Raw genomic sequence first — 25,013 nt, 5'->3', positions numbered from 1 at the left:
GCATCCAGCCTGCGGTCGACCCCCGTCAGGGGCTAGCCGGCGCCGACGATGAACATGGTCGCGATGAAGACCAGACCTGCCGCCAGAAAGGTGATCGTCGTGTAGCCGAGAATGTCGCGCATCTTCAGCCCGGCAATCGCCAGCAACGGCAGCGCCCAGAACGGCTGGATCATGTTGGTCCACTGGTCACCGTAGGAGACGGCCATGATAGCCACCGACGGGTCGACGCCGAGGCGCTCGGCCGCGTCAAGCATGATCGGGCCCTGCACCGCGAACTGGCCGCCGCCGGAGGGTACGAAGAAGTTGACCAGCCCGGCCGCGAGCAGCGCCATGACGCCGAAGGTTGCCGGGGTCGACACGTTCACGAAGAAGTCGGAGAAGACGCCGATCAGTCCCGAGCCGACCATCATGCCGAGGATGCCCGCGTAAAGCGGAAACTGCAGCAGAATGTCGCCGACGTTCGACGCGGCGTCCTTGGTGAGCCGGATGAGTTCGAACGGGTTGCGCACGAGCAGAAAGATGAGCGCGAGGAACGACCAGTTCACGATGTCGAGGGTGAGTGTTCCCCCTTCGACGAAGTGGATGACGAGGTACGCCACCAGAGCGAGACCCACGATCAGGGTCAGGATGCGACTGGCATCCAGTCGGTCAGCGGGCGTCACGACACTTTCCTGCGCGACCTGCTTCTCTCGTGCATCAACCTCGAGCACGAAGACCGGGACACCCCGGCGCGGGGCGACCAGCGCCAGGGCGAGGCCCACAACCACGATCGTCGCGATAGCCGCCGTGATATTCCACGCGGAGAATGTGGTGTCGGCCAGCGAGATCGTGCGGCCGAGCTGCTCGGCCAGAAAGGAGCCCTCGGTGGCCGCGGTGAGCGGGCCCGAACCGGAATAGCCCATATGCCAGACGACAAAGCCCGAGTATCCCGCGGCGACCAGCAGGGGAAAGTGCACCGGTACACCCTTGGCCCGCAATTGAAAGGCCACCTCCTTGGCCAGCAACCCGCCGACCACGAGGCCGAGGCCCCAGGTGATAAGGCAGGCCACCGCGGCGACGGTGAACACGAAGATGTAGGCCTGCAGAGCCGTTCGCGGCACACCACCGAGCCGCACCAGCAACCGGTGCACCGGAGTCGTGTTGGCCAGAATGTGCCCGAGCAGCAGCACGAGCGCCATCTGTGTCATGAAGGCGAGCAGCCCGGCCAGGCCGTCACCCCAGCTGCGCACGACGTCGATCGGGCCGGAATCGGTGAGGAGCAGGGCGAGAACGGCCACGATCACGGTCAGCGCGATCACGAACACGAGGGCGCTCGGAATGAACCGTTCGACGAGCGAGTTGATCGGGCGCATGAACGCGGCGGCCGGGCCGGTGGCGCGTTTTTCAGTGGCAGTTGACACGAAGGTCCCCCTGAGTTGTTACAGCATTGTGGCTCAGGGCGTCTGCACTGACCATATAAACGTAGCAGTCGGGTCGTCTACTCCCCGGTCGGGGCTACCCCGACGCACGAAACGTAGACTTGTCGGGCCGCCGCGTTCCGGTGGCACAGTGAGGGAGCCGCATGACCCAGAACGACATCGTTCTCATCCGCCACGGACAGACCGAGTGGAGCATCTCGGGTCAGCACACCGGGCGCACCGACGTTCCGCTGACCGACTTTGGCCGCCAACAAGCGGATGCCCTCGGCGAGATGCTCGACGGGGAACACTTCGATCGGGTCTACTCGAGCCCGCTGGTGCGCGCCTGGGAGACCATGGAACGGGCCGGCTACGGCGGGCAGGGAGTGGCAAGCGACGACGTGCTGGAGTGGGATTACGGGGTCTATGAGGGTCGCCGCACCGCGGACATCCGCTCGGAGATTCCCGGCTGGACCGTGTGGGGCAACCCAATTGCGGGGGGCGAATCCGTTGACGAGGTGGGCGCTCGCGCCGATCTCGCCATCAAATTGTGCCTCGCCGCCGAGGGCCGGGTGGCCGTCTTCGCCCACGGACATTTTTTGCGCATCATGACCGCACGCTGGATGGGCCTGCCAGCGGCCGCCGGCAAGAGCCTGAGCCTCGGCACCGCAACTGTGTCCACCCTCGGCTGGGAGCGCGAGAACCGAGTACTGCAGATGTGGAACGACGCCTGCCACCTGAGTTCGATGGACCCCGTCGTCTAACTGGCCCCCGAATTGCCGCAAATGCCCCTAGTCTGGGGCTAGACAGATTCTATTCGTTGGAACCATTGTCGTGGGGGCGCACGAACAAACGTGCGGATTGCGCCCGGAGGGCACGACTGGTGAGGCTTGGGGGCGCTACCTGCTCGCGAGCCCGGTCAACGGGAGAACCCGATGTGCAGCATCGGCGACCACGCCCGCGCGTGGCCCTGCCCCGACCCGCATCGTGCGGGTCTTTGGAGAGGGAAAACACCATGAGTACGTTCACACAGCTTTCACCGTCGCGCAAGCGACTTCTCGGCGCCCTTGTGGTCGTCGGCATCCTTGGAGCCGGCAGCATCGGAGTCGGCGGAGCCGTCGCCGCCGAGACCACCCCGCGCGCAGCGGTCGACCTCGGCGAGGCCGGCACGTTCGCCGTGCTGTCGAAGGCGGGCATCACGGATGTCTACGCCTCGTCAGTCAGCGGCAATGTGGGCGCGAGCCCCATCACCGGCGCGGCAATTCACCTCACCTGCCCCGAGGTGACCAACGGAACCATCTACAGCGTCGACGCCGAGGGCCCCTCCTGCAAGGTGACCGACGACACCTATCTCACCGCTGCCGTCAGCGACCTCGAGATCGCGTACACCGATGCTGCCGGGCGCACCACTCCCGACTACATCAACCTGGGCGCCGGCGAAATCGGCGGCCTCACCCTCACCCAGGGCCTCTACAAGTGGGGCACCGACGTGAACATCTCCACCGACGTCACCCTCACCGGTACTTCCGATGACGTCTTCATCTTTCAGATCTCCAAGGACCTGGAACAGGCCTCCGCCCAGAGCGTGATTCTGGCCGGCGATGTTCAGGCGAAGAACGTGTTCTGGCAGGTTGCCGGTTCCGTCGCGATCGGCACGACCGCGCACTTCGAAGGCACCATTCTCAGCCACACGATGATCGCCATGAAGACCGGAGCGACCATCAACGGCCGTCTCCTGGCCCAGACGGCCGTCACCCTGCAGAGCAACACGGTCACCGCGCCCGTCGAGTAACGCAGCAAAAAGGCGCGGGTGACTCTGGTCACCCGCGCTGTGGTCGTTAACGCACCGGCACCCAGGTCCCCTTTACCCGTTCGGTGACCAGGGATGCTCGCAGCTCGGCCACGACGCGCAGGTCGGCCACCACGTGGGCGCCGATCTGGAGAGCCGACGCCGCGTCATCCGCTGTGAAACGCACGATGACCCGGGCGGCTCCCGCGACGATAGTGAGATCAGAAGCCTCCACCGTGGTGAATTCCGCGGCCGCCGCCGCGGCTCGGGGCACGACCGAAGCGGGCGCGGTTCCCGGGTGCAGGGATTCGATACTCATGGTCACGCGATAAGAAGGCATGGTTTCAGGGTACGGGTACTGCTTTACTGTACGAGTCCTCTTCCCCTCAAGTTCGGAGACCCATGACCTTCACGGCCACGATCGTTGCCCAGGTTCAGCGCACCAAGCCCGATGCCCTCTGGGCCATCGCGACCGCCCTCAGCACCAAAGTTGAGGAGGAGACCGGAGCGAACGCCTTCATCGCACTACCCGACGGCGGCCGGATTGACGTGGAGATTCCCAAGTTCGGCGAGAGCCTGCCGCTGACCATCGACGTAGTGGACGCGCGCAGCCAGGCCGAGGCGCGGGCATCCGCTCAAAATATTCTGGATCTGCTGGAGCAGTCCACCGGCTGGCAGGTCGACCACCTGCACGACTAAAGCGGATGCCCACCCGCGGCACACAGGCGCGCCGCATAAGCTCTCTGGTATGACTGAAACCACTGCCCCTGCACCGCGCATCACGATGTACGGGGCGGAGTGGTGCGGCGACTGCCGCCGTTCCAAGTCGCTGCTCGACCGCCTCGAGGTGGACTACGACTACGTGGACCTGCTGCTCGTCGAAGACGGTGCCGACCGCGCCCGCGCCATCAGCGGGCGCACCAACATTCCCGTCATCGTGTTTCCCGACGACACCCACATGGTCGAGCCGAGCGACGCCGAGGTGCGAACCAAGCTCACGCAGCTCGGCCGCCTGAGCTGACCCGACGCCGTAGCCGCCACCCCCGTGCTACTGTCAGAAATCGTAGATACCAACGGGGGTCGCACCATGCACGCAACGCTCACACCTACGACACGGCGCGTTCCCATTTCGCTGTGGATCAGCGCGGTACTTTTCGTGGTCTACAGCGCCCTCGGCGTGGCCGTAGCGCTGGCCGTGCGCACCGATGCGCTGAACATTCTCGCCCTGTTGACCGTGTCTCCACTGATGTTCGTAGGCATGGTCGTGTCCGTGGTCGACATCGTGCGCACCCGCAAGCGCGGCGACGCCGACCCGGCCTACACTCGCCTGCAGTGGGTCGGCCTCGCACTCATGGTCGCGGCGATGCCGCTCTGGATGGCCATCGCGATTGCCATCGCTTCCCTGCCCTAGACCTTCAGGCTGGAATCGATCTCGGCTTCAGTGAGCTCCTTAACCACCCGGAGCAGTTCAGGAAAGTTACGGCCGGTGACAACCCCGCAGCAGTCTGCTCTCCAGCACAATCGGCTTCTCATAGCCGAAGAATTCTTCTGCCGTTCACACAGAACACTGATATTTCATCAGCTTCGGGCGTAGTGTCGAGGTACTACCCCGGACCCGGTAGCGGTTTCGACCGCGACGAGCGAGGGGTTCTGATGTTTCACACGTTTCTACATCCAATAAGCGACTTCTCCGGCGGGGCATCGCCCTCCGTCGGGATAGCCCTGCCACCGATCGCCGTGATCGCCACCGGGGCCATTGATCTCGATCAACAGTTCTCGCCTCAGGTTTCGGCACTGCACGCGACCACACGATCGGCTAGCACGACGACACTTGAAGATTGGCTCGACCAGCTGCCGACGCGTGGCTGGGACGCCTGAGCGCAGTCAGGATGCCTCGGTGCGCGCAGCTGCGTCAGCGCCAGCCGAGATCGGGTGCGATCTGCTGCACGATGGTCTCGAGCAGGTGAGAGTTGTAGTCCACGCCGAGCTGGTTCGGGATGGTCACGAGCACGGTGTCGGCGTCGTGCACCGCAGCATCCGTTCGGAGCTGATCGACGATCGCGGATGGCTCCCCGACGTAGCTCTTACCGAAACGGGCCAGGCCGCCGTCGAGGTGGCCGACCTGGTCGTGGCTGCCCGCCTCCGCTTCGCGACCGAAGTAGGCCCGGTCCAGATCGCTGACGATCGGCAGGATGCTGCGGCTCACCGAAACGCGCGGCGTTCCCTCGTGCCCGGCGTCGGCCCAGGCCTGCCGGTAGATAGCGATCTGCTCGGCCTGCAGGTCTCCGAACGGCACGCCGGTGTCTTCGGTGAGCAGGGTCGAACTCATGAGGTTCATGCCCTGCTCCCCCACCCACTTGGCCGTCTTGCGGGTTCCGGCGCCCCACCAGATGCGCTCGCTGAGCCCGGGCGACTGCGGTGCAATAGCCAGCAGACCGGTGCGCCCGGTCATCTGCGGGTTGGCCGGCGCCATTCCGGCGCCGCTGATCGCGGCCCGAAAGATTGCCGTGCGCGCACGAGCGTCATCGGCGTCGCTGCTGCCCTCGGACGGAACATACCCGAACGCCTCGTAGCCACGCAAGGCGGTCTCGGGTGAACCGCGGCTGATGCCGAGTTGCAGACGCCCGTTGCTGATCAGGTCGGTGATCGCGGCTTCTTCGGCCATGTACAGCGGGTTCTCGTAGCGCATGTCGATGACGCCGGTGCCGAGCTCGATCCGGCTGGTGCGGGCCGCCATCGCGGCGAGCAGGGGAAACGGCGATGCGAACTGCGGGGCGAAGTGGTGCACGCGCACATACGCACCGTCGATTCCGAGCTCCTCGGCAGCCTGGGCCAGGTCGACCGTCTGCAACAGGGCATCGCCCGCCGTTCGCGCCTGCGATCCTGGTACCGGTTGGTAGTGGCCGAAGGAAAGGAATCCGATGCGCTTCATATTCGGTGCAGCGTTTGCACCCGCCGAGCTATTCCCTCGCGTTCAGCACCAGGGGCGCCCCCGTGTGGGGGCACCCCGGTTCTCACACCTAGCGGCGCACGATGGAGCGCAGCAGGCGCACAGCAACTGAGAGCGACGCCATGTCGTCCTGCGCGAGCGAGTTGACCTCTTCGAAGACGCTGCGCGCGCGGCCGAGCTGTTCGGCGTTGAGCGCTTCCCAGGCCAAGAGGCGGTCGTCGGCAGCACCGGCATCCGTTTCGTCGAGAACTGACCGGGTCATGTCGGCGACAGTTGAGTACAAGTCGTCGCGGAGTGCGGCGCGGGCGAGTGCCTGCCAGCGGTCCTTGCGTGGCAGCTTGGTGATGCGCTCGAGCAGGTTGTCGACACCGAAACGGTTGTAGACCGTGTAGTAGATCTCAGCGACCTCGGTGACCTGCACGTTCGCCCGGGCAGCCACCTTGGCCACGTCGAGCAGCGCGTATGCCTCGAACAGTTCGGACCAGCGACGACCGAGGTCGTCGGGCAGGCCCCATTCTCTGGCCTTTTCCTCCTGCGTTTCGAGGCGACCCCGGTCGGTGCCCTGCAGGTATTCGCCGAGGTGCTCCCGCATGAGCGCGATCTGCGGCTTGTACTTGGCGATCACCGCGCCGACAGGCATATTGCCGCCGTGGTTGACCTGCCAGCGCACCGCGCGGTCGAGCAGCCGGCGAATATCCAGGTGGATCGCCGTCCACTTCTCGGTAGGGAACGACGACGGCAGCGCATTGAGCTCGCCCACCATCGTGTCAATATCGAAGATTTCGCGCAGTGCCACGAAGGCACGCGCGATCGTCGCCTGGTTGGCCGACGTCTCTTCCATCGCGCGGAAGGCGAAGGTGATGCCGCCGAGGTTGATCATGTCGTTCGCGACGACCGTAGCGATGATTTCCCGGCGAAGCGGATGCGTGTCCAGTTCCGCATCGAACCGCTCCGACAGGTGCGTCGGGAAGTACCGGCGCAGGGTGCTGCCGAACCAGGGATCATCTGCCAGGTCGCTGTCGCGCAGCGCCGTGGCCAGTTCGATCTTGGCGTAGGCGGCGAGCACGCTCAGCTCGGGGCTGGTCAGGCCCTGGCCGCGGTCGAGGCGTTCCCTCAGTGTGGCCGTGGTCGGCAGGGCTTCCAGCTCGCGCTGGAGGTCGCCCGATTCTTCGAGCCAGTTCATGAGGCGCTCGTAGCTCGGGCTCCAGTTGTTCACGAGCACCCGGTCGTTGAGCAGCAAAATGTTCTGGTCGACGTTGTCCACCAGAACCAGACGTCCCACCTCGTCGGTCATCTCGGCCAAGAACGCGGCGCGTTCGGCCGGGTCGAGCTTGCCGGCGGCGACCATGCGGTCCACGAAGATCTTGATGTTGACCTCGTGGTCGGAGCAGTCCACCCCGGCCGAGTTATCGATCGCGTCGGTGTTGAGGATGACGCCGGCGAGCGCGGCTTCGATGCGGCCGAGCTGGGTGAAGCCGAGGTTTCCGCCCTCCCCCACGACCTTGACCCGCAGGTCGCGGCCGTCGACCCGAATCCCGTCGTTGGCCTTGTCGCCGACCTGCGCGGCCGTTTCACCGCTGGCCTTGACGTAGGTGCCGATGCCGCCGTTGTAGAGCAGGTCGGTAGGGGCAAGCAGAATGGCTCGCAACAGTTCGGGCGGGCTCAGCTGAGTGGTGCCTTCCGGCAGACCGAGCACGACCTGCACTTCGGCCGAGATCGGAACGACCTTGGCCTGACGTGGAAAGACGCCGCCGCCGGTGCTGATGAGGTCGGTGGAATAGTCAGCCCAGGACGAGCGCGGTAGTTCGAACAACCGGGCCCGTTCGTCGAAGGAGAGCGCCGGGTCGGGGTTGGGATCGAGAAAAATGTGCCGGTGGTCGAAGGCCGCGACGAGTTTGGTGTGCTTCGAGAGCAACATACCGTTGCCGAACACGTCACCCGACATGTCGCCAACGCCGACGACGGTGAAGTCTTCGGTCTGGGTGTCGACGCTGAGTTCGCTGAAGTGGCGTTTGACCGACTCCCAGGCGCCCTTGGCGGTGATGCCCATCTCCTTGTGGTCGTAGCCGACCGAGCCACCGGAGGCGAATGCGTCGCCGAGCCAGAAACCGTATTCGGCCGCGAGGCCGTTGGCGATGTCGGAGAAGGATGCCGTGCCCTTGTCGGCGGCCACGACCAGATAGCTGTCGTCGTCGTCATGACGCACCACGCGGTGCGGCGCCACAACATGCTCACCATCGGCCTCGGCGACCAGGTTGTCGGTCAAGTCGAGCAGGCCGCGGATGAATGTTTTGTAGCTGTCGATACCCTCGGCCATCCAGGCGGCACGGTCGAGGGCTGGGTCTGGGAGCTTCTTGGCGAAGAACCCGCCCTTGGCACCGGTGGGTACGATGACGGCGTTCTTGACGGTTTGCGCCTTGACCAGGCCGAGCACCTCGGTGCGGAAGTCTTCACGACGGTCCGACCAGCGCAGCCCTCCGCGGGCCACCTTGCCAAAGCGCAGGTGCACGCCCTCGACGCGCGGCGAGTACACCCAGATCTCGAACATGGGCTTGGGCGAGGGCATCTGCTCGATCTGGGAGGGGTCGAGTTTGATGCTGAGGTAGGGCTTGTACTGAAAGAAGTTCGTGCGCAGCGACGCTTCGATCAGCGTGATGAGGGTACGCAGTACGCGGTCGGCGTCGAGGGTGGCGACCTGCTCCATCGCGAGCCGCAGCTGTTCGCGCACGTCGGTGAGGCGCAGGATCCGCTCATCGTCGGCCAGGTCGGGGTCGAACCGCGCTTCAAACAGCGCCACCAGCCTTCGGGTGACGTCGGGGTTGGCGAGCAGGGCATTCGCGACGAAGCCGTAGGAGTTGGTGTTGCCGATCTGGCGCAGGTACTTGGCGTAGCTGCGCAGGATGACCACACGGTGCCAGGGCATGCCGTCTTGCAGCACGAGACGATCGAGGCTGTCGGATTCGATGGCTCCGCTGATGGCCGCGCCGAACGAGTCCGCGAGTAACGTGCCGGTCGCGACCGGGTCGACGCCGGCCGGGTAGTGCAGGCCGAGGTCGTAGAGATAGAAGCGCCGCCCGTCGGTGGTCTGAATTTCAAACGGCACCTCATCGAGTACCTCGATGCCGAGATTCTGCAGAAACGGCAAAATCTGGCTGAGGCTTTTCGGTTCGGTCATGTAGAGCTTGATGCGAGCATCTTCGCCGGGGTCACCGGCGGTTTTGGGCAGGTACACGTGCAGCCCCGGGCGGATGTGCCCCTCAGCGGATGCCCCGACCTCCGCTGCGCAGGCCTCAAACCGGGAGATGTCTTCGAGGGCATCATCGATTTCGTAGTCGACCCGGTAGTTGTCGGGAAAAGCTTCGGCCCAGATATCGGCCAACCGCTCGGCCTCTTCGACCGAGTGTGTTTCGCGAAGTTCGTCGCTGATACCCTCTGGCCACGAGCGGACGGCCATGGCCAGGCGGTGTTCCAAGGCGGCGATATCGACGGAATCCGCCGAGACATCCTTGGGCAAGCGGATGCGATAGAACAGTCGCGCGAGCGCCGATTCGGTCATGCGCGCTTCGAAGTCCAGCGACTCAGCGCTGAAGGTCTCTTGGAGCTCTTTCTCGATGCGCAGCCGCACGGCGGTGTTGTAGCGGTCACGCGGCAGGTAGACCAGGGCCGACATGAACCGACCGTAGATGTCCGGCCGCAGGAACAGGCGGGTACGACGACGTTCCTGCAGACGCTGGATGGCGAGCGACGCGGTGACCAGGTCGGGCACCTCGATCTGGAACAGCTCGTCACGGGGATAGGTTTCCATGATGCCGAGCAGGTCTTTACCGCTGTGTGACTCGAGCGGAAAACCGACCTCGGTCATGACGGCTTTGACCTTTTCGCGCAGCACCGGAACGGCCGTGACCGAGCTGGTGTAAGCGCTCGCGGCGAACAGACCGATGAAGCGCTGCTCACCGTTGACCTGGCCGGCGGCATCGAAACTCTTGATTCCGATGTAGTCGAAGTAGGCGGGACGGTGCACGGTGGAGCGGGAGTTGGCCTTCGTGATCACCAGGGCGGTGCGCTCGCGCGCTTTATGTCGGCCGGCATCCGTTAGGTGCTGAATCTGGTGGCGGTCGTCAGCGGAACGCAGCAGACCGAGGCCGCTGCCCTCGATGAGGGTGAGCACGTCTTCGCCGTCCAGCGTCTCGAGGTTGTACTCGCGGTAGCCGAGAAACGTGAAGTTGCCCTCGTCGAGCCAGTGCAGCAACTGCTGGGTCTGGTGGAGGTCTTTGATCTGGTCGCCACCGGTGATGGTGTCGAGCGCGTTGGCGATCTGCATGGCCTTGGTGCGCATGAGCGGCCAGTCTTCGACGGCGGCACGAACGTCGCCGAGAACGGCGGCCAGCCCGGCGATGAGGCTGGCCTGTTCCTCGTCGCTCGCGCTGTCGATCTCGATGGCGATCCAGGACTCGAGGTGTGAGGCATCATCACCGGTCGCGATGAGGTGCGCGATGTTCGGCATGGCAGAGGTATCGCCGCTGGAGACACCGGCGCTGGCCGGGATTCGGTTGATGTCGACGAGATCGTTCGTCGCCTTGCTGCGGGCCACGATCAGCAGGGGGTGCACGACCAAATGGATGGCTGAGTGCTGGCGCACCAGCTCGGCCGTGACCGAGTCCACGAGAAAGGGCATGTCGTCGGTGACGATATTGACGACACTGCGACCGGATTCATTGTGAATCTCGATCGTTGCCGTCTTGGGTACTCGGCGCTGGGCGACCTGCCAGTGCTCGCGGGCCCGGGATGCAAGAAGCTCCGGGGCATAGTTCGCGGCATCTTCGTCTGTTAGATGCTCATAGTAATCATCTATGAACGTTTCGAGCGTGGGATCTGACGGGGACAGACCCGTTCGGGTGAAACCAGACGACATCGAAAAAACGCCTCCATCAAATTCATCGTCGTGCGGTACGAATCGACACGACGAAATACGTGTGCAGGGCTCCTGCGCCGGGCACGTCGGTGTGCCTCGTCGAACTCAATCATGGAGATCCCTTGCTCGCCCATCGTACCGCCGGGCCCTGCACCCGGGCTGGTCGCCGCAGAACCTGCGGCCAGCCGCGACGAAACGGCCCGTGCGTCGTCGATTCGCTCGTGACCGGGGCATAAACTGCCTAAAAGTGTTGAGCTAGTACCAGCCGACGGCCTGTGAGTGCGACCAGGCGGCGCACGGCGTTCCGTAGGATGAGGCCTTGATGTAGCCGAGGCCCCAGGCGATCTGCGTGGTGGCGTTCGTGGCCCAGTCGTTGCCGGCCGACGCCATCTTGCTTCCGGGCAGCGCCTGGGGAATTCCGGTCGCGCCGCTGCTGGAGTTCATGGCCGCGTAGTTCCAGCCGGATTCCTTCTGCCAGAGACGGTCGAGGCAACTGAACTGATCCGCGCCCCAGCCGTACTGCGAAGCGGCCATGGATTGTGCGGTGGCGCGTGCACCGTCGACGGTGTTGCCTCCGGCGACAGATTGCACGCGAGCGGCTTCAGCAGCCGCCTGGGCAGCGGCTTCGGCGGCAGCAGCGGCCGCCGCAGCAGCAGCCGCAACCTCGGCGGCGACGCGGTCGACTTCAGCGGTGGCGGCAGCGACGGACGCGGTCTCAACCTTCGCCTCGGCCGTGAGCGATTCCACCTGGTCGATGGGCATGATCGCGTAGCTGGCGAGCGAGCTGGCTACCGAGGTGAGTGTGGTGGCATCCACTTTGCTCTGACTGGCAGCGATGACGACGTTGGCGGCGCTGAGCGCAACGGATGCGTTGTCGCGAGAGATCGACTCACCGTGCGCCGCGTAATAGTCGAGCTGGTCGCTCTGCAGGCCGGTGCTTTCGGCGAGCACGGTCGTGGCGGCGATGCTGTCTTGCCGGGCATCGGCGGACTGGGCGACGAATCCGCTGCTGGCGACGAGGCCGGCGATAACGAGCGCGGCACCGGTGGCAACGAAGATCTCATGCCGGCGGGTGCGTGGTTTACGGGGCTTGTGCTGCGTTCGAGGGGCGAGGTGGGCATGGGGCGTTTCAGTGTGTTTTGGGCGCATGTCCTTCATCTGGCGCGAATGATGGACGCTAGGTACGCCCGTTCGCTGGGTTTCGAGCCCGTGCACTTCGGGGTGGCGCGGGCGAGTTGGCCAGCATGCCCGGCCTGTTTGAAAGAAACCTCATGATTTTCTCCGAATCCCCTGATTTTCGGTCACAGGCGCTGAGCTATGGCATAATTTGCGATTTCCCACGGGCGGGGGCACGGCTGCAACCAGACGATTATGCTGATCAAAGATAAATTATTCGGCAGGATGCGATTTGACCGGCGGAGCCTTGCAGCCTACAAAAAGTCAGAATTAATCTTTCGCCGCGAGGGCGAGCAAGCGCCCCAGCGCGTGATTTTACTCGACGCGCTCCTGCTCCAGACGCACATTTCCCTCCGAGCGCTCAACGGTGTGACTGCCGACATGCTCGAGGATGGTCGCGCAAATTCTCATGCCGTCCTTGAACCGCGACAGCTCGAAATTCTCGTTGGGGGCGTGATTGTTCTGGTCAGGGTTGGCGTAGGGCACCAGAATTGAGGGAATGCCGAGAATGTCGGTGAAAACGTAGTTCGGCAGCGAGCTGCCGAGGCTGGGCACGACGAAGGGAATCACCCCGATCGCCTGCTCAACGGCGCCGGCCAGAATCGCAACGTAGGGATTGTCGAGGGCAGTACGCGAGGGGGGAATCGAGCTGAGTCGCGTCAGCCCCACCATCGGGGCATGCTGCGCCAGGTGCACCTGTAGCAGCCGAAAGATCTCGTCCGGATGCTGCCCGGGCACGAGTCGCATGTCGAGGTGCGCCCTGGCGCTGCTTGAAATAACAGTCTTCATGCCCGGCCCGGTATAACCGCTGGTCAGGCCGGTGATTGTCATCGTCGGCCGCAGCATCAAGCGTTCGTAGTAGTCGCGTCCCTCCGGCGAGGGCAGCTCCGTGATGTCGTAGTCGCTGAAGTGGTCCTTCAGATCGAGGGGCAGCCCGGCAAGATTCGCACTTTCGGCGGGCGTCGGCGGCCGCACGTCATCGAAGAAGCCCGCCACGGCAATCTCGCCACTCGGTTTCCACAGCGTGGCCAGTGCCTGAGTGAGCTGCTGCGCGGCGTCGGGCAGCAGACCGCCAAGGCTGCCCGAGTGCGCATCCCGATTCGCCCCGCGTGTACACAGCTCGACGCCGAGCTGCCCGCGAGTGCCGAGCACGAGCTGCGGCATGCCGCTGCGATGCACGGGGCCATCCGAGGTTATGGCCAGATCAGCCGCCAGAAGATGACGATTTTCTCGAACGAGTTCGGCCAGGTGCGGGCTGCCGATCTCTTCTTCTCCCTCGATGAGCACCTTGACGTTCACCGGCAGCTCGCCGTGTGCAGCCAGCGTCGCCCGGAGAGCCCAGAGCTGCGCGAGGTGCTGGCCCTTGTTGTCACTGGTGCCGCGCCCGTACATGCGACCGTCGCGAATGGTCGGCTCGAACGGGTCACCCTGCCAGTGCGCGCTGGTTTCGGCCGGTTGCACATCGTAGTGCCCATAAATGAGCACCGTCGGTCGCCCGGGGTCGACGATGCATTCGCCGTACACAGCCGGCGGCCCAAAACCCTCGATCAGGTGCGTGCGCAGACCACTCCCGCACACGCTGTGCTGCACGGCCTGGGCGCACAGGGCCAGGTCCTCCGTCGGCGAAGCGCTGACGCCAGCGATACCAACGAGGTAGGCGAGTTCTTCGAGCGCGGCACCGAATCCGGCATCGATGTGGGCGTAAACATCGTCAATGCTCACGGTGTCGCCGGCCCGAAGACTGGCACCGGCGCCTGCCCCTGCCGTGATCGCCAGCCGACCTGCACCGGGCTGCCGATTCGGCAGGCTTCCCCGGTGAGGTTGGTCAGCAAGCGCGGCCCCTCCTCGAGCTGTACGACCGCCACAACGTACGGGGTCACCAGCCCGAGTTCCGGCGCGGCCTTCAGATGCACGGTGGTCTGCGAATAGACCGTTCCCCGGCCGCTCGCCGCGACCCATCCGATGTCATCGCTGTCGCAGGCGAGGCAGAAGGGACGCGGATAGAACTGATACTGACGGCAGACTCCGCATTGCTGGATCACGAGCTGTTCCTTGCTGGCGGCCTCCCAGAAATGAGCGGTCGTGGGGTCGGCCCAGTCGAACAGTGACTCAACCACGAACCAACACCGCCGTCGCTGCCGTGGAGAAGAGTCCGCCAATGCCATGCACCAGTCCGACCGTCGCACCGGGCACCTGCCGCGCTCCGGCCTGGCCGCGGAGCTGCCGCACCGCTTCGATAACCAAGAGGATGCCCAGCGCCCCCGGATGACAATACGACAACCCTCCCCCCGAGGTGATCGAGGGGAGACTGCCGGTGATGCTCAGATTGCCCTCCTGCACAAACGCGCCGGCGTCACCGCGCCCGCAGAACCCGACGTCTTCGAGCGCGAGCAGCACGCTGATCGTCGACGCATCATAGGGCTCGAAGACGTCGATATCGGCGTGCCCGACCTCCGCCATCTGCAGCGCGGCACGAGCGGCCGCGACCCCCGGCGAGGCCTCAAGACTCGGCAGCTGCGGAATATGCCACTGCCTCGCGCTCTCCCCGGTGCCGGCCACTCGAATCGGCGTATTCGCCGAATCCCGGGCACGGTCCCAGGTCGTCAACACGATGGCACCGCCGCCATCGGTGACCAGGCAGCAGTCCAGGCGACGAAGCGGAGCACAGATCAGGCGCGACTCGAGCACATCGTCAATGGTGAGCCGATCACGCTTCCAGGCCTTGGGGTTCAGGCCCGCCCACTGCCGTGCGGTCACGGCCACGGACGCCAGCTGCTCGGGTGTGGTCCCGTACTCGTACATGTGTCGGGCCGCGAGCAGCCCGAACTGGCCCATCGGGGCCGGCAGACCATACGGCTGTTCAAACTGGGGCGACGTTGCCTTCTCATTCCAGTGATTGAGCTTGCGAGTGGCGCGGGTGCGCTGCCGGGACGCGTACACGATCAGGGCGACCCGGCAGCGTCCGGTCTGCAGGGCAGCCGAGGCATGACCGAGAAAAGCCACGAAGGCGGCTCCGCCGAGATCGCTGGAGTCGGAGTAACTCGGCTGGATTCCGAGATACTCCCCGACCTGCACCGTGCCCTCCTCGCCGAGGTAGTTCACAAACAACCCGTCGACATCACGCAGGGTCAGGCCGGCATCGGCGAGCGCTTCCCTGGCTGCGAGCGCAATCATCGACAGCTCGGAATGGTCTCGTACTTCGCCCAGTGGCGCTTCGGCTACCCCCGAGATGAATACCTCACGGTCAGGTCCTGTCATCAACATTGCGTAACCCCTCGGCGAGCATCGACGGACATTTCTGTTCATCATATAGACATGTCATCTATCCAGGGATACAGTTTGAGAAATTCCACGACGCACGAAACACCGACCCACCCGAACCGGGCGACACGGAAAGCGACACCATGACCGCAGACTCACCTTTCATCACCTCGCCGGTCTCCTACGCGCAGCGCATTGCTGACCTCGCCGCCGAACGCGGCGAGCGCACCGCGCTCATTTTCGTCGCCCCCGACGGCAGCGAGAGTTGCCTCAGCTGGGCAGAGCTCGATACGCGCGCCAATCAGATGGCACGCCTACTGGCGGGCTACGGCGTTGGCCCGACGACCCTGCTGGCAATCTGCCTGCCCACCCGCGCCGAACACATTGTCGCCGCCATCGCCGCCTGGCGACTCGGCGCCTGCACGCTCCCGTTGTCGCCGCAGATGCCGGAGCGGGAACGTCGCGAAATTCTCGCGGTGAGTGAATCGTGGCGCACCACCGTCATGCTCGTGGAACACGAGGGGCAGTATCCCGGCGATATCTCACTCGACGAGCTTTCGGCACTCGACACCGTTGACGCATCAGCGCTACCAGCCATCACCGCGTGGCCGGGAAAGGCGATCTGCTCCGGAGGCTCCACCGGCCGCCCCAAAATCATTCTCGACGACCGACCGTGGCAGAAGATCCCCGGCCAGGGCAGTTCCCTGCACCGATTCGGCCTGCGCGCCGACCAGACCCAGCTAATCACCGGCCGGCTGTATCACAACATCTCCTTCAGCCTCACGCACAACGGTCTCTTCGAGGGACACACGGTGATTCTGCTGGAAAAGTTTGATGCCGCCCTCACCGTGTACGTCATCGAGCGGCACCGGGTCACTTTTCTCGCCATGGTACCCATCATCATGCAGCGCATCGCTCGACTGCCCGATGTACTCACCCGCGACTTCTCCAGCATCGACGCCTTCTATCACAGCGGCGCGGTCTGCCCGGTGTGGGTCAAACGCGTCTGGTTGCAGCTGGTCGAACCGGCGAAACAATACGACTGCTATGGCGGCGCAGAGGGCACCGGAGTCGTCGCTATTCGCGGCGACGAGTGGATGCTCCGCGAGGGTAGCCTGGGCCGGCCGGTTGACACGCGCCTGAGCATCCGGGACAGCGCCGGGGCTCCGCTGCCGGCCGGCGAGATCGGGGAGATCTTCACCGGGCCCGAGGGCGCCCCCATGACGTTCCGGTATCTCGGCGCCGAACCACCGGCATCCACTTCCGACGGACTGGTCACGCTGGGAGATCTCGGCTGGCTCGACGACGACGGCTACCTCTATCTGGCTGATCGACGGGTCGACCTGATCATCACCGGCGGTGCCAATGTGTACCCCGCCGAAGTCGAGGGGGTGCTCTCGGAACACCCCGGCATCGCAGACGCCGTGGTGATCGGCGTCGACGACGACGAGTGGGGCAAGCAGGTCTACGCCATCCTGCTGCCCACCGACCCGGGCGCGCCGCCCGACGTCGACGAGCTGCGGGCATTCTGCCGGGAACGCCTCGTCCCCTACAAGGTGCCGAAAACCTTCGAGTTCGTCAGTACGAGCTTCCGCGACGAATCGGGCAAGATGCGCCGATCGGCGCTGGCGAGCGATCGCAACCAGCGCCAGGCATCCGCTCTGGTTACAGCCTCCTGAAACGACCTCTCATGACCACCCAGTTGCGCGCCCTGATCAATGCCCGGCTCATCGACGGCACCGGCGGCCCGGCCCGCGAGCGGTCGACCGTGATCATCGACGGCGAGCGGATCGTCGAGGTGACCGAAGACCGACCGCTTCCCGTCACGGTCGAGGTCGTCGACCTGGGCGGTGCCACGCTGATGCCCGGCCTCATCGACTGCCATACCCACCATGCTGCCTGGGCGCAGAGCCTTGTCACCCATCCGGAACCGCTGGGACTGCTGATGTCCCAAACGGTGGCCGCCCTGAAGACGACCGTGGAGGCGGGAATCACCACGGCACGGGACCTCGGCGGTCTGGAACGGGGCTTCGTTCTGGCCGTAGACCGCGGCGTCATTCCTGGTCCGCGTTTGCAGACCTCGCTGATCATCGTGTCGCCGACCAACTCCCTGATGGATGCCCACCCGGTGTCGGGCGGCGCGATCACGTCCCGCGGACGCTACGAGATTCTGCCCGGCCTTCCCGAACCCTGGTGCGACGGTCCGGTGGCCGCACGGGCCAAGGTGCGGGAAGTTATTCGTATGGGTGCCGACGTCATCAAAGTGGCGATGACCGGCAGCATGACCTTCGCGGCACGCCGCCCGAACCGCCCGCTGTTCACCCCTGAAGAACTCGCTGCGATCGTGGACGAGGCCCATCTGGAGGGAATCCCGGTGTGCGCGCACGCCCACGGCGATCCCGGCGCGATCCTCGCGGTGCGTGCCGGCGTTGACACGATCGAGCACGGAACCTATCTGACCGAGGAGTGCGCGCGCGAAATGGCTGATCGGGGCACATGGTATGTTCCAACAATGTGCATCTCTAACTGGCACAGCACCCTCTCCCAGGAAAGTGTGCGAGCCCACACCATTGACATGCCGGCGCGCCATCGCGAAAGCCTTGCTCTGGCCGTTCGATTCGGCGTGCGCATCGCTGCTGGCACCGACACCAACCCGTTCCACGGCTTCGGCCGCACCGGCATGGAACTAGAGCTTCTGGTCGAGGCCGGTATGACCTCGGCCGAAGCGATCAGGGTCGCCACGGACCAGTCCAGCCAGTGCATGGGCGTTTCAGCCGACGTTGGCACGGTTGCCGCGGGAAAATTCGCCGACCTGCTCATCGTCGACGGCGACCCGCACCGGGACATCCGCTTGTTGCAGGATGCGAAACGTCGCACCGCCGTGTTGAAAGGCGGCCAGTTTATGAGCGGTTCGCTCCTGTCTATAGCGGATGCCCACAGTCGCCACACAATGGCGGTCACCGCATGACGGCCCACGCCACGGACGATCCGGAGACCTCGGCCGCCCCAACCGCAGTTGCACCAGCCGGCCCCGCCACCGATTACATGATCGGGCCGGTCGCTGCGGCCCTCGATATCATGCTCGAGTTCGAGAACGGGCAACAAGAGCTGCGCGTCGCCGACATCGCCCGCCGAGTTGGCGTGACCCGCAACAAGGCGTTTCGTCTGATCAAAACCCTCGAATCGCGCGGCTTTCTGCAACGCACCGGCGACCACTACCGGGTGGGCAGTCGATTGCTCACCCTCGGCGAGATGGCAGCCCAGCCAATCGAAGCGTTGCGGGCCGCCGCGCAGCCCGAGATGGAAATGTTGCATGCCGCGACCAATGAAACGATCTACCTGCTGGCTCCGGTCGGCAACGAGGCGATCTGTATCTCCCGCATTGAGAGCACCCACTCTCTGCGCATCTCGGTCGACGTCGGCACCAAACGACCGCTGGATTCGGGGGCCGGGCAGAAAATGCTGCTCTCGGGTCAGGACGAGCAACGCCTGAGTCAGGTGCTCAGCCACCGGGGGCCGGCTTTCACCGAACACACCATCACCGGCGAGGCCGAGTTGCGCCAAGAACTACAGGAGATTGGCCGACGCGGTTACAGCCTCAGTCTCGGTGAGGTCGACGCCGGGGCCGGTGCCGTCGCCGCGCCCGTCTGCGATTATTCGGGCGAAATGATCGCGGCTCTGGCCATAGGGGGGGCCATGTCGCGGGTGTCAGGCAATCTCGAGGGCGCCTGGAAAGATTTGGTCGTCAGCGCTGCCCACCGAATTTCTACAAGGCTCGGCTTCCACCGACCTTAGCGACGCTTCTGCCAACACCACCAGCGCGGGCCGCCGTGCCGCAGCTTCGCTGCGGTGGCTTCAGTGACCCGCGGGTCAATCGTCAGCCCCGCACGCTCGCCGAAGTAATCAACAGATATACCAAATGTCTATACAGTGATTCACTACCATGATACGCTCAGCCCCAACTTGTTGGAAACGAGAGTGGGCCGGGCAGCATAACAAACCACATTTCCAGCAGGCGCGTTGAGTTCAGCCCAATCAACTACAGCAATGGAGTACCGACAATGAAGCGTATCCAGGTCGCGAAAACCCTCTGCCTAGCCCTCTCCGTCTCGCTCTTAGCAGGCTGTAGCGCAGCCGTCAAACCGGAGGAATCGGCAGCATCCACTCTGATGGACCAGGCCATTCACGATGCCCTTCCCCAGGACATTCAGGACGCTGGTGAGTTCACGGTCGTCACGAGTGGCGCAAACCCGCCGTGGTGGGTCACGACGCCCGGAAAAACCGGTGAGTACACCGGTGCCGGCGCCGAACTGATGGATGCCATCGCCGAAGTGATGGGTGTAGAGGCCAAGATCGCGACCGTGCCGGACATTTCCGGAGCGTTCGCCGCGATCAGCGCCAAACGTTACGCCTTCGGCTTCTTTCCCTACGCTGACTCGGTCGGGGGACCGAAGGAACGCCCAGGTGCCGAATTCGTTGACGTTTTGCAGGAGGTCGTGCCTTTTTTGGTCGAAAAGGGCAACCCCAAGAACGTCACCAACATGGACGAGCTGTGTGACGTCACCGTGGCCGCGCTCGCCAACGCTGCAACCTATAAGGTTGCCGAGGCTCAGGCAGTGAAGTGCCAGGAGCAGGGCAAAGACCTCACGGTGCTGAGCGTCGCGAGCGTTCCCGACGGCGTGCTGGCGCTGAGATCGGGACGAACGGATGCCTTCTTCACGGGTGGAGCCTCGCTGTTCTACGCGGCCAAGGAATCGAACGGCGAGTTGGAGGTCGTCGGCGACGAGTTCTCGAACGGGTTCGCCGGTCAGTTCATGGGTGCCCTGCTCCCCAAGGGCTCCGAACTCTCCGCCCCCCTGCTCGCGAGCTTTCAAGTGCTCTTCGACAATGGTGACTACGAGAAGATCATGACCAAGTACGGCCTCGATCGCGAACTCATCGACCAGCCCGGCATCAACCTGTACGCCGATTGGCTCGTCGAGAACCCGCAGTAGTCATGGCAACTCTGCCGAGTAACCAGACCGACCTCGAGCTCCCGGTCACGCGCCACCCCGTGGACGTAGCCCGGGCGTTGTCACCAAGGCGCCCCGCCACCTGGGTGCTTTCCATCATCACCGTGGTCGTCGCCGCACAACTCGTGCACCTGCTGCTGACGAACCCCAACTTTGAATGGAACGTCGTCGCGCAGTACCTCAACAGCGAAACCGTGCTTCAGGGCGTCGTCATGACTCTCTTTCTCACAGTGACAGCGATGACAATCGGTCTGGTTCTCGGCGGCATTCTGGCGGTGTGCCGCTTGTCGGACAACGCCCTCCTGCGCGCGCTCGCCTCGTCGTACATCTGGTTCTTCCGGGGTACACCGCAGCTCGTACAACTGATTTTCTGGTTCAACATCGGCTTACTCGTGCCGGTCCTGAGCATCGGCATACCGTTCGGTCCGACCTTCGCCTCGATCGAGTCCAACACCCTGGTGACACCACTGCTGGCAGCTATCGTGGGTTTGGGCCTGCACGATGCCGCGTACCAGGCGGAGATCTATCGCGCCGGGCTGATCTCGGTGGACGAGGGGCAGCTTGAGGCCGCCAAGGCCCTGGGCATGAAGCCGGTGCGGGTCTTCTTTCGAATCCAGCTGCCGCAGGCGATGAGATTCATTGTTCCTCCCACCTTCAACTCCATCATCGCGCTGGTCAAAGGCACGTCCCTGGTCAGTGTGATCGGGGGTGCCGAGTTGTTGTTCTCGGTCAAGGAGATCTACAGCCAGACCTACCAGACGGTGCCGCTGCTGATCGTCGCGAGCATCTGGTACCTGTTCATCACGACGGTGCTCAACGGCGTGCAATTCTTCATTGAGCGTCACTACGGCCGGGGTTCCAGCCGCAACGGCAGCTCCTCCCCCGTCGCGCGTTTTCTCGATCGACGGGCCGCCGAACGCAATTTGAATCGAGGGATGGAATCATGACGCAGCCCATTCTGCGCATCAGCGGATTGCGCAAACAATTCTCTGGAGTCGAGGTGCTCAAGGGCATCGACCTCGAGGTGCGGGTCGGCGAGACCGTCGCGATTCTCGGCTCGTCGGGGTCGGGCAAATCCACGCTGCTGCGCTGTGTGAACTGCCTCGAGGTTCCCAGCGGCGGGTCGATCTGGTTGGGCGACGAGCTGATGGGCTACCGGCAGGAGTCCGGCAGGGCCGTGCGTCGGCTCACCGAAAGCCAGATTGCCGTGCAGCGTCGCAAAGTGGGAATGGTTTTTCAGAACTTCAACCTGTTTCCACACTGGACCGTTCTGCAGAACATTGCCGACGGACCGCGCTCAATTCTCAAGCTGAGCAAGGCCGAGGCCATCGAACGCAGCATGACGCTGCTGACCCGGGTCGGCCTGGCCGACCGCGCTCATGCCTATCCGCGCCAGTTGTCCGGAGGGCAGCAGCAGCGCGTCGCCATCGCTCGGGCCCTGGCCCTGGAACCCGCCGTGCTTCTGTTTGACGAACCGACCTCGGCCCTCGACCCGGAGAACGTCGGCGAAGTCACCGACGTCATGGCCGCCCTGGCGGCCAGCGGTGCCACCATGCTCGTGGTGACCCACGAGCTCGGCTTCGCCCGGGCCGCCGCCGATCGAGTTGTCTTCATGGACGGGGGCGTCATTCTGGAGCAGGGAACCCCGACCGAGGTGTTCGACCATTCGCAGCAAGCGCGCACCCGGGAGTTCATGCGCAAAACCCTGGTCTGATTCGACAAGTCTCCTGCGGCGGCTCACACTAGAACCACCATTCAGTCGCATTCAGTCGCATTCAAAGGAGAAGCCGTGACCGTGCTCGCCGACGCCCGTGAACTTGCCCCAGACATCACCGACCTGCGCCACCGGCTGCACCAGGAACCCGAAATCGGGCTCGACCTGCCGCGCACCCAGGAGAAGGTGCTCGAGGCTCTCAGCGGTCTGCCGTACGAGATCAGTCTCGGTACCGACACCACCTCGGTGACGGCGGTGCTGCGCGGAACCGGCACCGGGGCATCCGTTTCACGGCCTGTGGTGTTGCTGCGCGGCGATATGGACGCGCTGCCCGTGCAGGAACGCACCGGGCTGGAGTTCACCTCGCGCATTGACGGTGCCATGCACGCCTGCGGACACGACCTGCACACGGCCATGCTGGTGGGCGCGGCGACGTTGCTCGCGCACCATCGAGATCAGCTTGCCGGTGACGTGGTGCTCATGTTCCAGCCGGGCGAGGAAGGCTACGACGGTGCGGGTGTGATGATTCGCGAGGGCATCCTCGACGCTGCCGGGCGCCGTGCCGACGCAGCCTATGGCTTGCACGTCATGTCGGCCGGCGCGCCCAACGGGCAGTTCATGAGTCGCGCGGGCACCCTGATGTCGGCCAGCGATGGCCTCACGGCGACGGTACACGGAGCCGGCGGGCACGGTTCGGCGCCGCATCAGGCGCAGGATCCGGTGACGGTGATCGCCGAGATGGTCACAGCTTTGCAGGTGCTGGTGACTCGCCAGTTCGACATGTTCGACCCGGTGGTGCTCTCGGTCGGGGTGCTGCAGGCGGGCACCAAGCGCAATATCATTCCCGATTCGGCGCGGTTGGAGGCGACGGTGCGTTCCTACACGCCCGAGTCGCGGGCCAAGCTCGCGCGCGTCGTACCGCGACTGCTTCAAGGCATCGCGGCCGCGCACGGCCTGGAGGTGACGGTGGACTACGTCACCGAATATCCACCGACCCGTACCGACGCGGGCGAGACCAGCCGGGCCGAGCGTGTGGTGGGCGAGCTCTTCGGTGGCGAGCGTTTCACGCGCATGATCAACCCGCTGGGCGGCTCCGAGGACTTCTCGCGCGTGTTGCAGCAGGTGCCGGGAACCTTCGTGTTTCTCTCGGCGGTGCCGCGACAAGCGGATGCCCAGGCCGCCGCGTTCAACCACTCCCCCACAGCGACCTTCGACGACGATGTGTTGGCCGACGGCACCGCCTTGTATACGCAGTTGGCGCTGTCGCGGATGGCTGAGCTGGCAGGCTGAAGCATGCCACTGCTCGCCCGTTGTTGCACACATGCCACGGATCAGCGTCACGACACGGCACCAAAGTTCACCCAGTTCGCGGGGAGGCGCATGTCGGTTGCGCGTGCTTAGGTAGATTCAGAAGCAAATTTTTGGAGAGTAAGACAATTCATAATTTCACACTGAACAGCGCCAGCACGATAACCGATATTGCATATGCAGAGCCCCGCGAAGACGCGGGCTACACCACTCGTCACGACGGAAGGACAAAATGAGCGTTCCACGGCTCTACCTCTCTGTCAACGGATGCCTCTGCCCCCGTTTGGAACCCGACCCGGCCTGGGGCGATGTGGCCAAAGCCTCGATCAGTGTCGAGCACGGCGACGGTCACGCCTCCACTCGGAATGTGCACTGGGCGCCCCGCCTGATCACGGCGCTCGACTCCCTGCTGATGCAATACGGCGTCGAGCTGGTCTGGCTCACCTCCTGGAACGAGCTGGATGCCACCCGGCAACTGCTCGTACCCGAGCTGCACGGGCTGTCCGGCGGACGCATGCTCGACGTCACGACTCCGCCGAAAAATCCCGGCCAGACGGATGGCGAGACGGGACTTTGGAAGTCGCAGCGCATTGAAGAAGATCAAAGCGTGCCGGCACCGTTCATCTGGATCGATGATGCCGACGTGCAACTTCACGGCGACAAGGTGCTCAGCGCCACTCAAGAGACGCCATCGCTGCTCATTCCGCCGCGCTCCGAAGTGGGCCTCACCGTCGACGACATAGCCCGGATGCGCACCTGGCTCGAGCAACTGCCCACCTGACATTCCTTCTTAAAGGGGGGAATACCCCGCCAAGCCTTCCGCCGTGACTGGGCACGGCTCTGCTAGGTGCGCCAGGGTGGTTCGGGGCTGGTGGTGTTGGCGCGGTGGCTGTGGGCGGGGCGCCAGGTTTGGGTGGGGTCCCAGAGTNGGTGTCGATGGTGTGGTGGTGGAACCAGCAGAGGAGGACACCGTTGTCGATGTCGGTGCGGCCGTGTTGTTGCCAGGGGATGACGTGGTGGGTTTCGGTCCAGCGGGCGGGGATGGTGCAGCCGGGGATGATGCAGCCTCCGTCGCGGGCGGTGATGGCGGCGCGTTGTTTGGGGGTGAAGCAGCGGACGGTGTCGCCGAGGTAGAGCACGTCGCCGGTGTCGCCGACGATGACTTTCTGGGCGCCGCCGGAGCAGATGGTCTCTTTTACCCGCCGCAGGCTGACGGGCGCTTCGACGCCGTCGATCCAGCCGACGCCGCGGCCTGCGTTGAGGTCGGCGGCGTTGACGTGGATCATGACGGTGGGGGCGACGCCGCCCATGGTCGGGGTTTTGGGGTCGCGCGCGGCGGCTTGGAAGACGTCGCGGAGGATGTCGGCGCGTTTCTCGCCCGCGGTGCGGCGATCCCCGTCGAACCGGGTGTCACCGTTGAACGGGTCGGAACTGAACGGGTCGGCGCTGAACCGCTCGGTGTTGCCGTCCGCCTCATCAACGCCATCCAGTGTG

22 protein-coding genes are annotated in these 25,013 nt (G+C 64.6%); 13 read left to right on the top strand and 9 right to left on the bottom strand.

All coding sequences use genetic code 11. The features are described 5' to 3' along the window. Nucleotides 1-32: 32 nt before the first annotated feature. Nucleotides 33-1,352 carry a short-chain fatty acid transporter gene (locus CXY77_RS08800; RefSeq protein ID WP_092341086.1) on the bottom strand — a complete coding sequence of 440 codons (1,320 nt, stop codon included), beginning with the start codon at nucleotides 1,350-1,352 and terminating at the stop codon, nucleotides 33-35. A 209-nt stretch (nucleotides 1,353-1,561) separates the two neighbouring features. Here CXY77_RS08800 and CXY77_RS08795 point away from each other — a divergent pair, with 209 nt between their 5' ends. Next, the gene (locus CXY77_RS08795; RefSeq protein ID WP_092340821.1) at nucleotides 1,562-2,161 is read left to right on the top strand and encodes a histidine phosphatase family protein; all 600 of its coding nucleotides are present in this window, start codon (nucleotides 1,562-1,564) and stop codon (nucleotides 2,159-2,161) included. Nucleotides 2,162-2,412: 251 nt separating this feature from the next. Further along, nucleotides 2,413-3,189 (top strand): ice-binding family protein, encoded by a 777-nt coding sequence (locus tag CXY77_RS08790; RefSeq protein ID WP_092340820.1) that lies wholly within the window; start codon nucleotides 2,413-2,415, stop codon nucleotides 3,187-3,189. A gap of 46 nt (nucleotides 3,190-3,235) precedes the next feature. On the opposite strand, the gene CXY77_RS08785 is transcribed toward CXY77_RS08790, so the two are convergent. Next, nucleotides 3,236-3,526 (bottom strand): hypothetical protein, encoded by a 291-nt coding sequence (locus CXY77_RS08785; RefSeq protein ID WP_134505286.1) that lies wholly within the window; start codon nucleotides 3,524-3,526, stop codon nucleotides 3,236-3,238. Between the two features lie 62 nt (nucleotides 3,527-3,588). Between CXY77_RS08785 and CXY77_RS08780 the strand changes: the two genes are divergently transcribed. The 3 genes from CXY77_RS08780 to CXY77_RS08770 all read left to right on the top strand — a co-directional run bounded on the left by CXY77_RS08780 (nucleotide 3,589) and on the right by CXY77_RS08770 (nucleotide 4,597). After that, nucleotides 3,589-3,885: a hypothetical protein gene (locus CXY77_RS08780; RefSeq protein ID WP_092340818.1), complete on the top strand. Its 297-nt coding sequence runs from the start codon at nucleotides 3,589-3,591 to the stop codon at nucleotides 3,883-3,885. A 49-nt stretch (nucleotides 3,886-3,934) separates the two neighbouring features. Next, nucleotides 3,935-4,207, top strand: a complete 273-nt coding sequence (locus CXY77_RS08775) for a glutaredoxin domain-containing protein (RefSeq protein WP_092340817.1) — start codon at nucleotides 3,935-3,937, stop codon at nucleotides 4,205-4,207. 66 nt (nucleotides 4,208-4,273) lie between these two features. Continuing rightward, the gene (locus tag CXY77_RS08770; protein WP_104129955.1) at nucleotides 4,274-4,597 is read left to right on the top strand and encodes a hypothetical protein; all 324 of its coding nucleotides are present in this window, start codon (nucleotides 4,274-4,276) and stop codon (nucleotides 4,595-4,597) included. Between the two features lie 501 nt (nucleotides 4,598-5,098). Here the strand turns inward: CXY77_RS08770 and CXY77_RS08760 are convergent. The 6 genes from CXY77_RS08760 to CXY77_RS08735 all read right to left on the bottom strand — a co-directional run bounded on the left by CXY77_RS08760 (nucleotide 5,099) and on the right by CXY77_RS08735 (nucleotide 15,482). Continuing rightward, nucleotides 5,099-6,118 (bottom strand): LLM class flavin-dependent oxidoreductase, encoded by a 1,020-nt coding sequence (locus CXY77_RS08760; protein WP_092340814.1) that lies wholly within the window; start codon nucleotides 6,116-6,118, stop codon nucleotides 5,099-5,101. 88 nt (nucleotides 6,119-6,206) lie between these two features. Then, on the bottom strand, nucleotides 6,207-11,048 hold the full coding sequence (locus tag CXY77_RS08755; RefSeq protein ID WP_104129954.1) for an NAD-glutamate dehydrogenase: 4,842 nt from the start codon (nucleotides 11,046-11,048) through the stop codon (nucleotides 6,207-6,209). Between the two features lie 255 nt (nucleotides 11,049-11,303). Continuing rightward, complete coding sequence (locus tag CXY77_RS20625; protein WP_233197323.1) at nucleotides 11,304-12,206, bottom strand: phospholipase; 903 nt, start codon at nucleotides 12,204-12,206, stop codon at nucleotides 11,304-11,306. Between the two features lie 333 nt (nucleotides 12,207-12,539). Further along, nucleotides 12,540-13,946, bottom strand: coding sequence for a M20/M25/M40 family metallo-hydrolase (locus CXY77_RS08745; protein ID WP_158252803.1), 1,407 nt, complete (start codon nucleotides 13,944-13,946; stop codon nucleotides 12,540-12,542). Beyond that, a complete protein-coding gene (locus CXY77_RS08740) occupies nucleotides 13,943-14,341 on the bottom strand; it encodes a Zn-ribbon domain-containing OB-fold protein (RefSeq protein WP_158252802.1) in 399 nt (132 codons plus the stop codon). Before CXY77_RS08740 ends, CXY77_RS08745 begins: the two co-directional genes overlap by 4 nt. Beyond that, complete coding sequence (locus CXY77_RS08735) at nucleotides 14,334-15,482, bottom strand: acetyl-CoA acetyltransferase (protein WP_199181905.1); 1,149 nt, start codon at nucleotides 15,480-15,482, stop codon at nucleotides 14,334-14,336. The genes CXY77_RS08740 and CXY77_RS08735 overlap by 8 nt, the downstream gene beginning before the upstream one ends. Before the next feature lie 146 nt (nucleotides 15,483-15,628). Here CXY77_RS08735 and CXY77_RS08730 point away from each other — a divergent pair, with 146 nt between their 5' ends. The 8 genes from CXY77_RS08730 to CXY77_RS08695 all read left to right on the top strand — a co-directional run bounded on the left by CXY77_RS08730 (nucleotide 15,629) and on the right by CXY77_RS08695 (nucleotide 24,300). Further along, nucleotides 15,629-17,164 carry an AMP-binding protein gene (locus CXY77_RS08730; RefSeq protein WP_104129952.1) on the top strand — a complete coding sequence of 512 codons (1,536 nt, stop codon included), beginning with the start codon at nucleotides 15,629-15,631 and terminating at the stop codon, nucleotides 17,162-17,164. Nucleotides 17,165-17,175: 11 nt separating this feature from the next. Then, nucleotides 17,176-18,453 (top strand): amidohydrolase family protein, encoded by a 1,278-nt coding sequence (locus CXY77_RS08725; RefSeq protein ID WP_104088634.1) that lies wholly within the window; start codon nucleotides 17,176-17,178, stop codon nucleotides 18,451-18,453. After that, a complete protein-coding gene (locus CXY77_RS08720; protein WP_104088633.1) occupies nucleotides 18,450-19,280 on the top strand; it encodes an IclR family transcriptional regulator in 831 nt (276 codons plus the stop codon). The genes CXY77_RS08725 and CXY77_RS08720 overlap by 4 nt, the downstream gene beginning before the upstream one ends. Before the next feature lie 266 nt (nucleotides 19,281-19,546). Continuing rightward, complete coding sequence (locus CXY77_RS08715) at nucleotides 19,547-20,479, top strand: transporter substrate-binding domain-containing protein (RefSeq protein WP_104129951.1); 933 nt, start codon at nucleotides 19,547-19,549, stop codon at nucleotides 20,477-20,479. Between the two features lie 2 nt (nucleotides 20,480-20,481). Then, nucleotides 20,482-21,444 carry an amino acid ABC transporter permease gene (locus CXY77_RS08710; protein ID WP_104129950.1) on the top strand — a complete coding sequence of 321 codons (963 nt, stop codon included), beginning with the start codon at nucleotides 20,482-20,484 and terminating at the stop codon, nucleotides 21,442-21,444. Then, nucleotides 21,441-22,211 carry an amino acid ABC transporter ATP-binding protein gene (locus CXY77_RS08705; protein ID WP_092340804.1) on the top strand — a complete coding sequence of 257 codons (771 nt, stop codon included), beginning with the start codon at nucleotides 21,441-21,443 and terminating at the stop codon, nucleotides 22,209-22,211. The genes CXY77_RS08710 and CXY77_RS08705 overlap by 4 nt, the downstream gene beginning before the upstream one ends. A 75-nt stretch (nucleotides 22,212-22,286) precedes the next feature. Beyond that, nucleotides 22,287-23,501: a M20 family metallopeptidase gene (locus CXY77_RS08700; RefSeq protein ID WP_104129949.1), complete on the top strand. Its 1,215-nt coding sequence runs from the start codon at nucleotides 22,287-22,289 to the stop codon at nucleotides 23,499-23,501. Between the two features lie 250 nt (nucleotides 23,502-23,751). Further along, nucleotides 23,752-24,300 carry an HAD domain-containing protein gene (locus CXY77_RS08695; RefSeq protein WP_104129948.1) on the top strand — a complete coding sequence of 183 codons (549 nt, stop codon included), beginning with the start codon at nucleotides 23,752-23,754 and terminating at the stop codon, nucleotides 24,298-24,300. Here the strand turns inward: CXY77_RS08695 and CXY77_RS21090 are convergent. Beyond that, nucleotides 24,245-24,880, bottom strand: a complete 636-nt coding sequence (locus tag CXY77_RS21090) for an HNH endonuclease signature motif containing protein (RefSeq protein WP_369831301.1) — start codon at nucleotides 24,878-24,880, stop codon at nucleotides 24,245-24,247. The genes CXY77_RS08695 and CXY77_RS21090 overlap by 56 nt on opposite strands. Nucleotides 24,881-25,013: the final 133 nt, after the last annotated feature.

The organism is Cryobacterium sp. N21, from assembly GCF_002929575.1.
Classification (GTDB): Bacteria; Actinomycetota; Actinomycetes; order Actinomycetales; family Microbacteriaceae; genus Cryobacterium; species Cryobacterium flavum.
This window is presented reverse-complemented; position numbering and strand designations above follow the sequence as displayed.

Excerpts from the sequence above, each read along its gene's own strand:
- CXY77_RS08730 (WP_104129952.1), top strand. The coding sequence starts at position 15,629 with ATGACCGCAGACTCACCTTTCATCACCTCGCCGGTCTCCTACGCGCAG.
- CXY77_RS08760 (WP_092340814.1), bottom strand. The coding sequence starts at position 6,118 with ATGAAGCGCATCGGATTCCTTTCCTTCGGCCACTACCAACCGGTACCA.
- CXY77_RS08705 (WP_092340804.1), top strand. The coding sequence starts at position 21,441 with ATGACGCAGCCCATTCTGCGCATCAGCGGATTGCGCAAACAATTCTCT.
- CXY77_RS08695 (WP_104129948.1), top strand. The coding sequence starts at position 23,752 with ATGAGCGTTCCACGGCTCTACCTCTCTGTCAACGGATGCCTCTGCCCC.
- CXY77_RS08720 (WP_104088633.1), top strand. The coding sequence starts at position 18,450 with ATGACGGCCCACGCCACGGACGATCCGGAGACCTCGGCCGCCCCAACC.
- CXY77_RS08775 (WP_092340817.1), top strand. The coding sequence starts at position 3,935 with ATGACTGAAACCACTGCCCCTGCACCGCGCATCACGATGTACGGGGCG.
- CXY77_RS08800 (WP_092341086.1), bottom strand. The coding sequence starts at position 1,352 with ATGCGCCCGATCAACTCGCTCGTCGAACGGTTCATTCCGAGCGCCCTC.
- CXY77_RS08710 (WP_104129950.1), top strand. The coding sequence starts at position 20,482 with ATGGCAACTCTGCCGAGTAACCAGACCGACCTCGAGCTCCCGGTCACG.
- CXY77_RS20625 (WP_233197323.1), bottom strand. The coding sequence starts at position 12,206 with ATGAAGGACATGCGCCCAAAACACACTGAAACGCCCCATGCCCACCTC.
- CXY77_RS08725 (WP_104088634.1), top strand. The coding sequence starts at position 17,176 with ATGACCACCCAGTTGCGCGCCCTGATCAATGCCCGGCTCATCGACGGC.
- CXY77_RS08770 (WP_104129955.1), top strand. The coding sequence starts at position 4,274 with ATGCACGCAACGCTCACACCTACGACACGGCGCGTTCCCATTTCGCTG.
- CXY77_RS08785 (WP_134505286.1), bottom strand. The coding sequence starts at position 3,526 with ATGCCTTCTTATCGCGTGACCATGAGTATCGAATCCCTGCACCCGGGA.
- CXY77_RS08755 (WP_104129954.1), bottom strand. The coding sequence starts at position 11,048 with ATGTCGTCTGGTTTCACCCGAACGGGTCTGTCCCCGTCAGATCCCACG.
- CXY77_RS08715 (WP_104129951.1), top strand. The coding sequence starts at position 19,547 with ATGAAGCGTATCCAGGTCGCGAAAACCCTCTGCCTAGCCCTCTCCGTC.
- CXY77_RS08735 (WP_199181905.1), bottom strand. The coding sequence starts at position 15,482 with ATGACAGGACCTGACCGTGAGGTATTCATCTCGGGGGTAGCCGAAGCG.
- CXY77_RS08790 (WP_092340820.1), top strand. The coding sequence starts at position 2,413 with ATGAGTACGTTCACACAGCTTTCACCGTCGCGCAAGCGACTTCTCGGC.
- CXY77_RS08795 (WP_092340821.1), top strand. The coding sequence starts at position 1,562 with ATGACCCAGAACGACATCGTTCTCATCCGCCACGGACAGACCGAGTGG.
- CXY77_RS08780 (WP_092340818.1), top strand. The coding sequence starts at position 3,589 with ATGACCTTCACGGCCACGATCGTTGCCCAGGTTCAGCGCACCAAGCCC.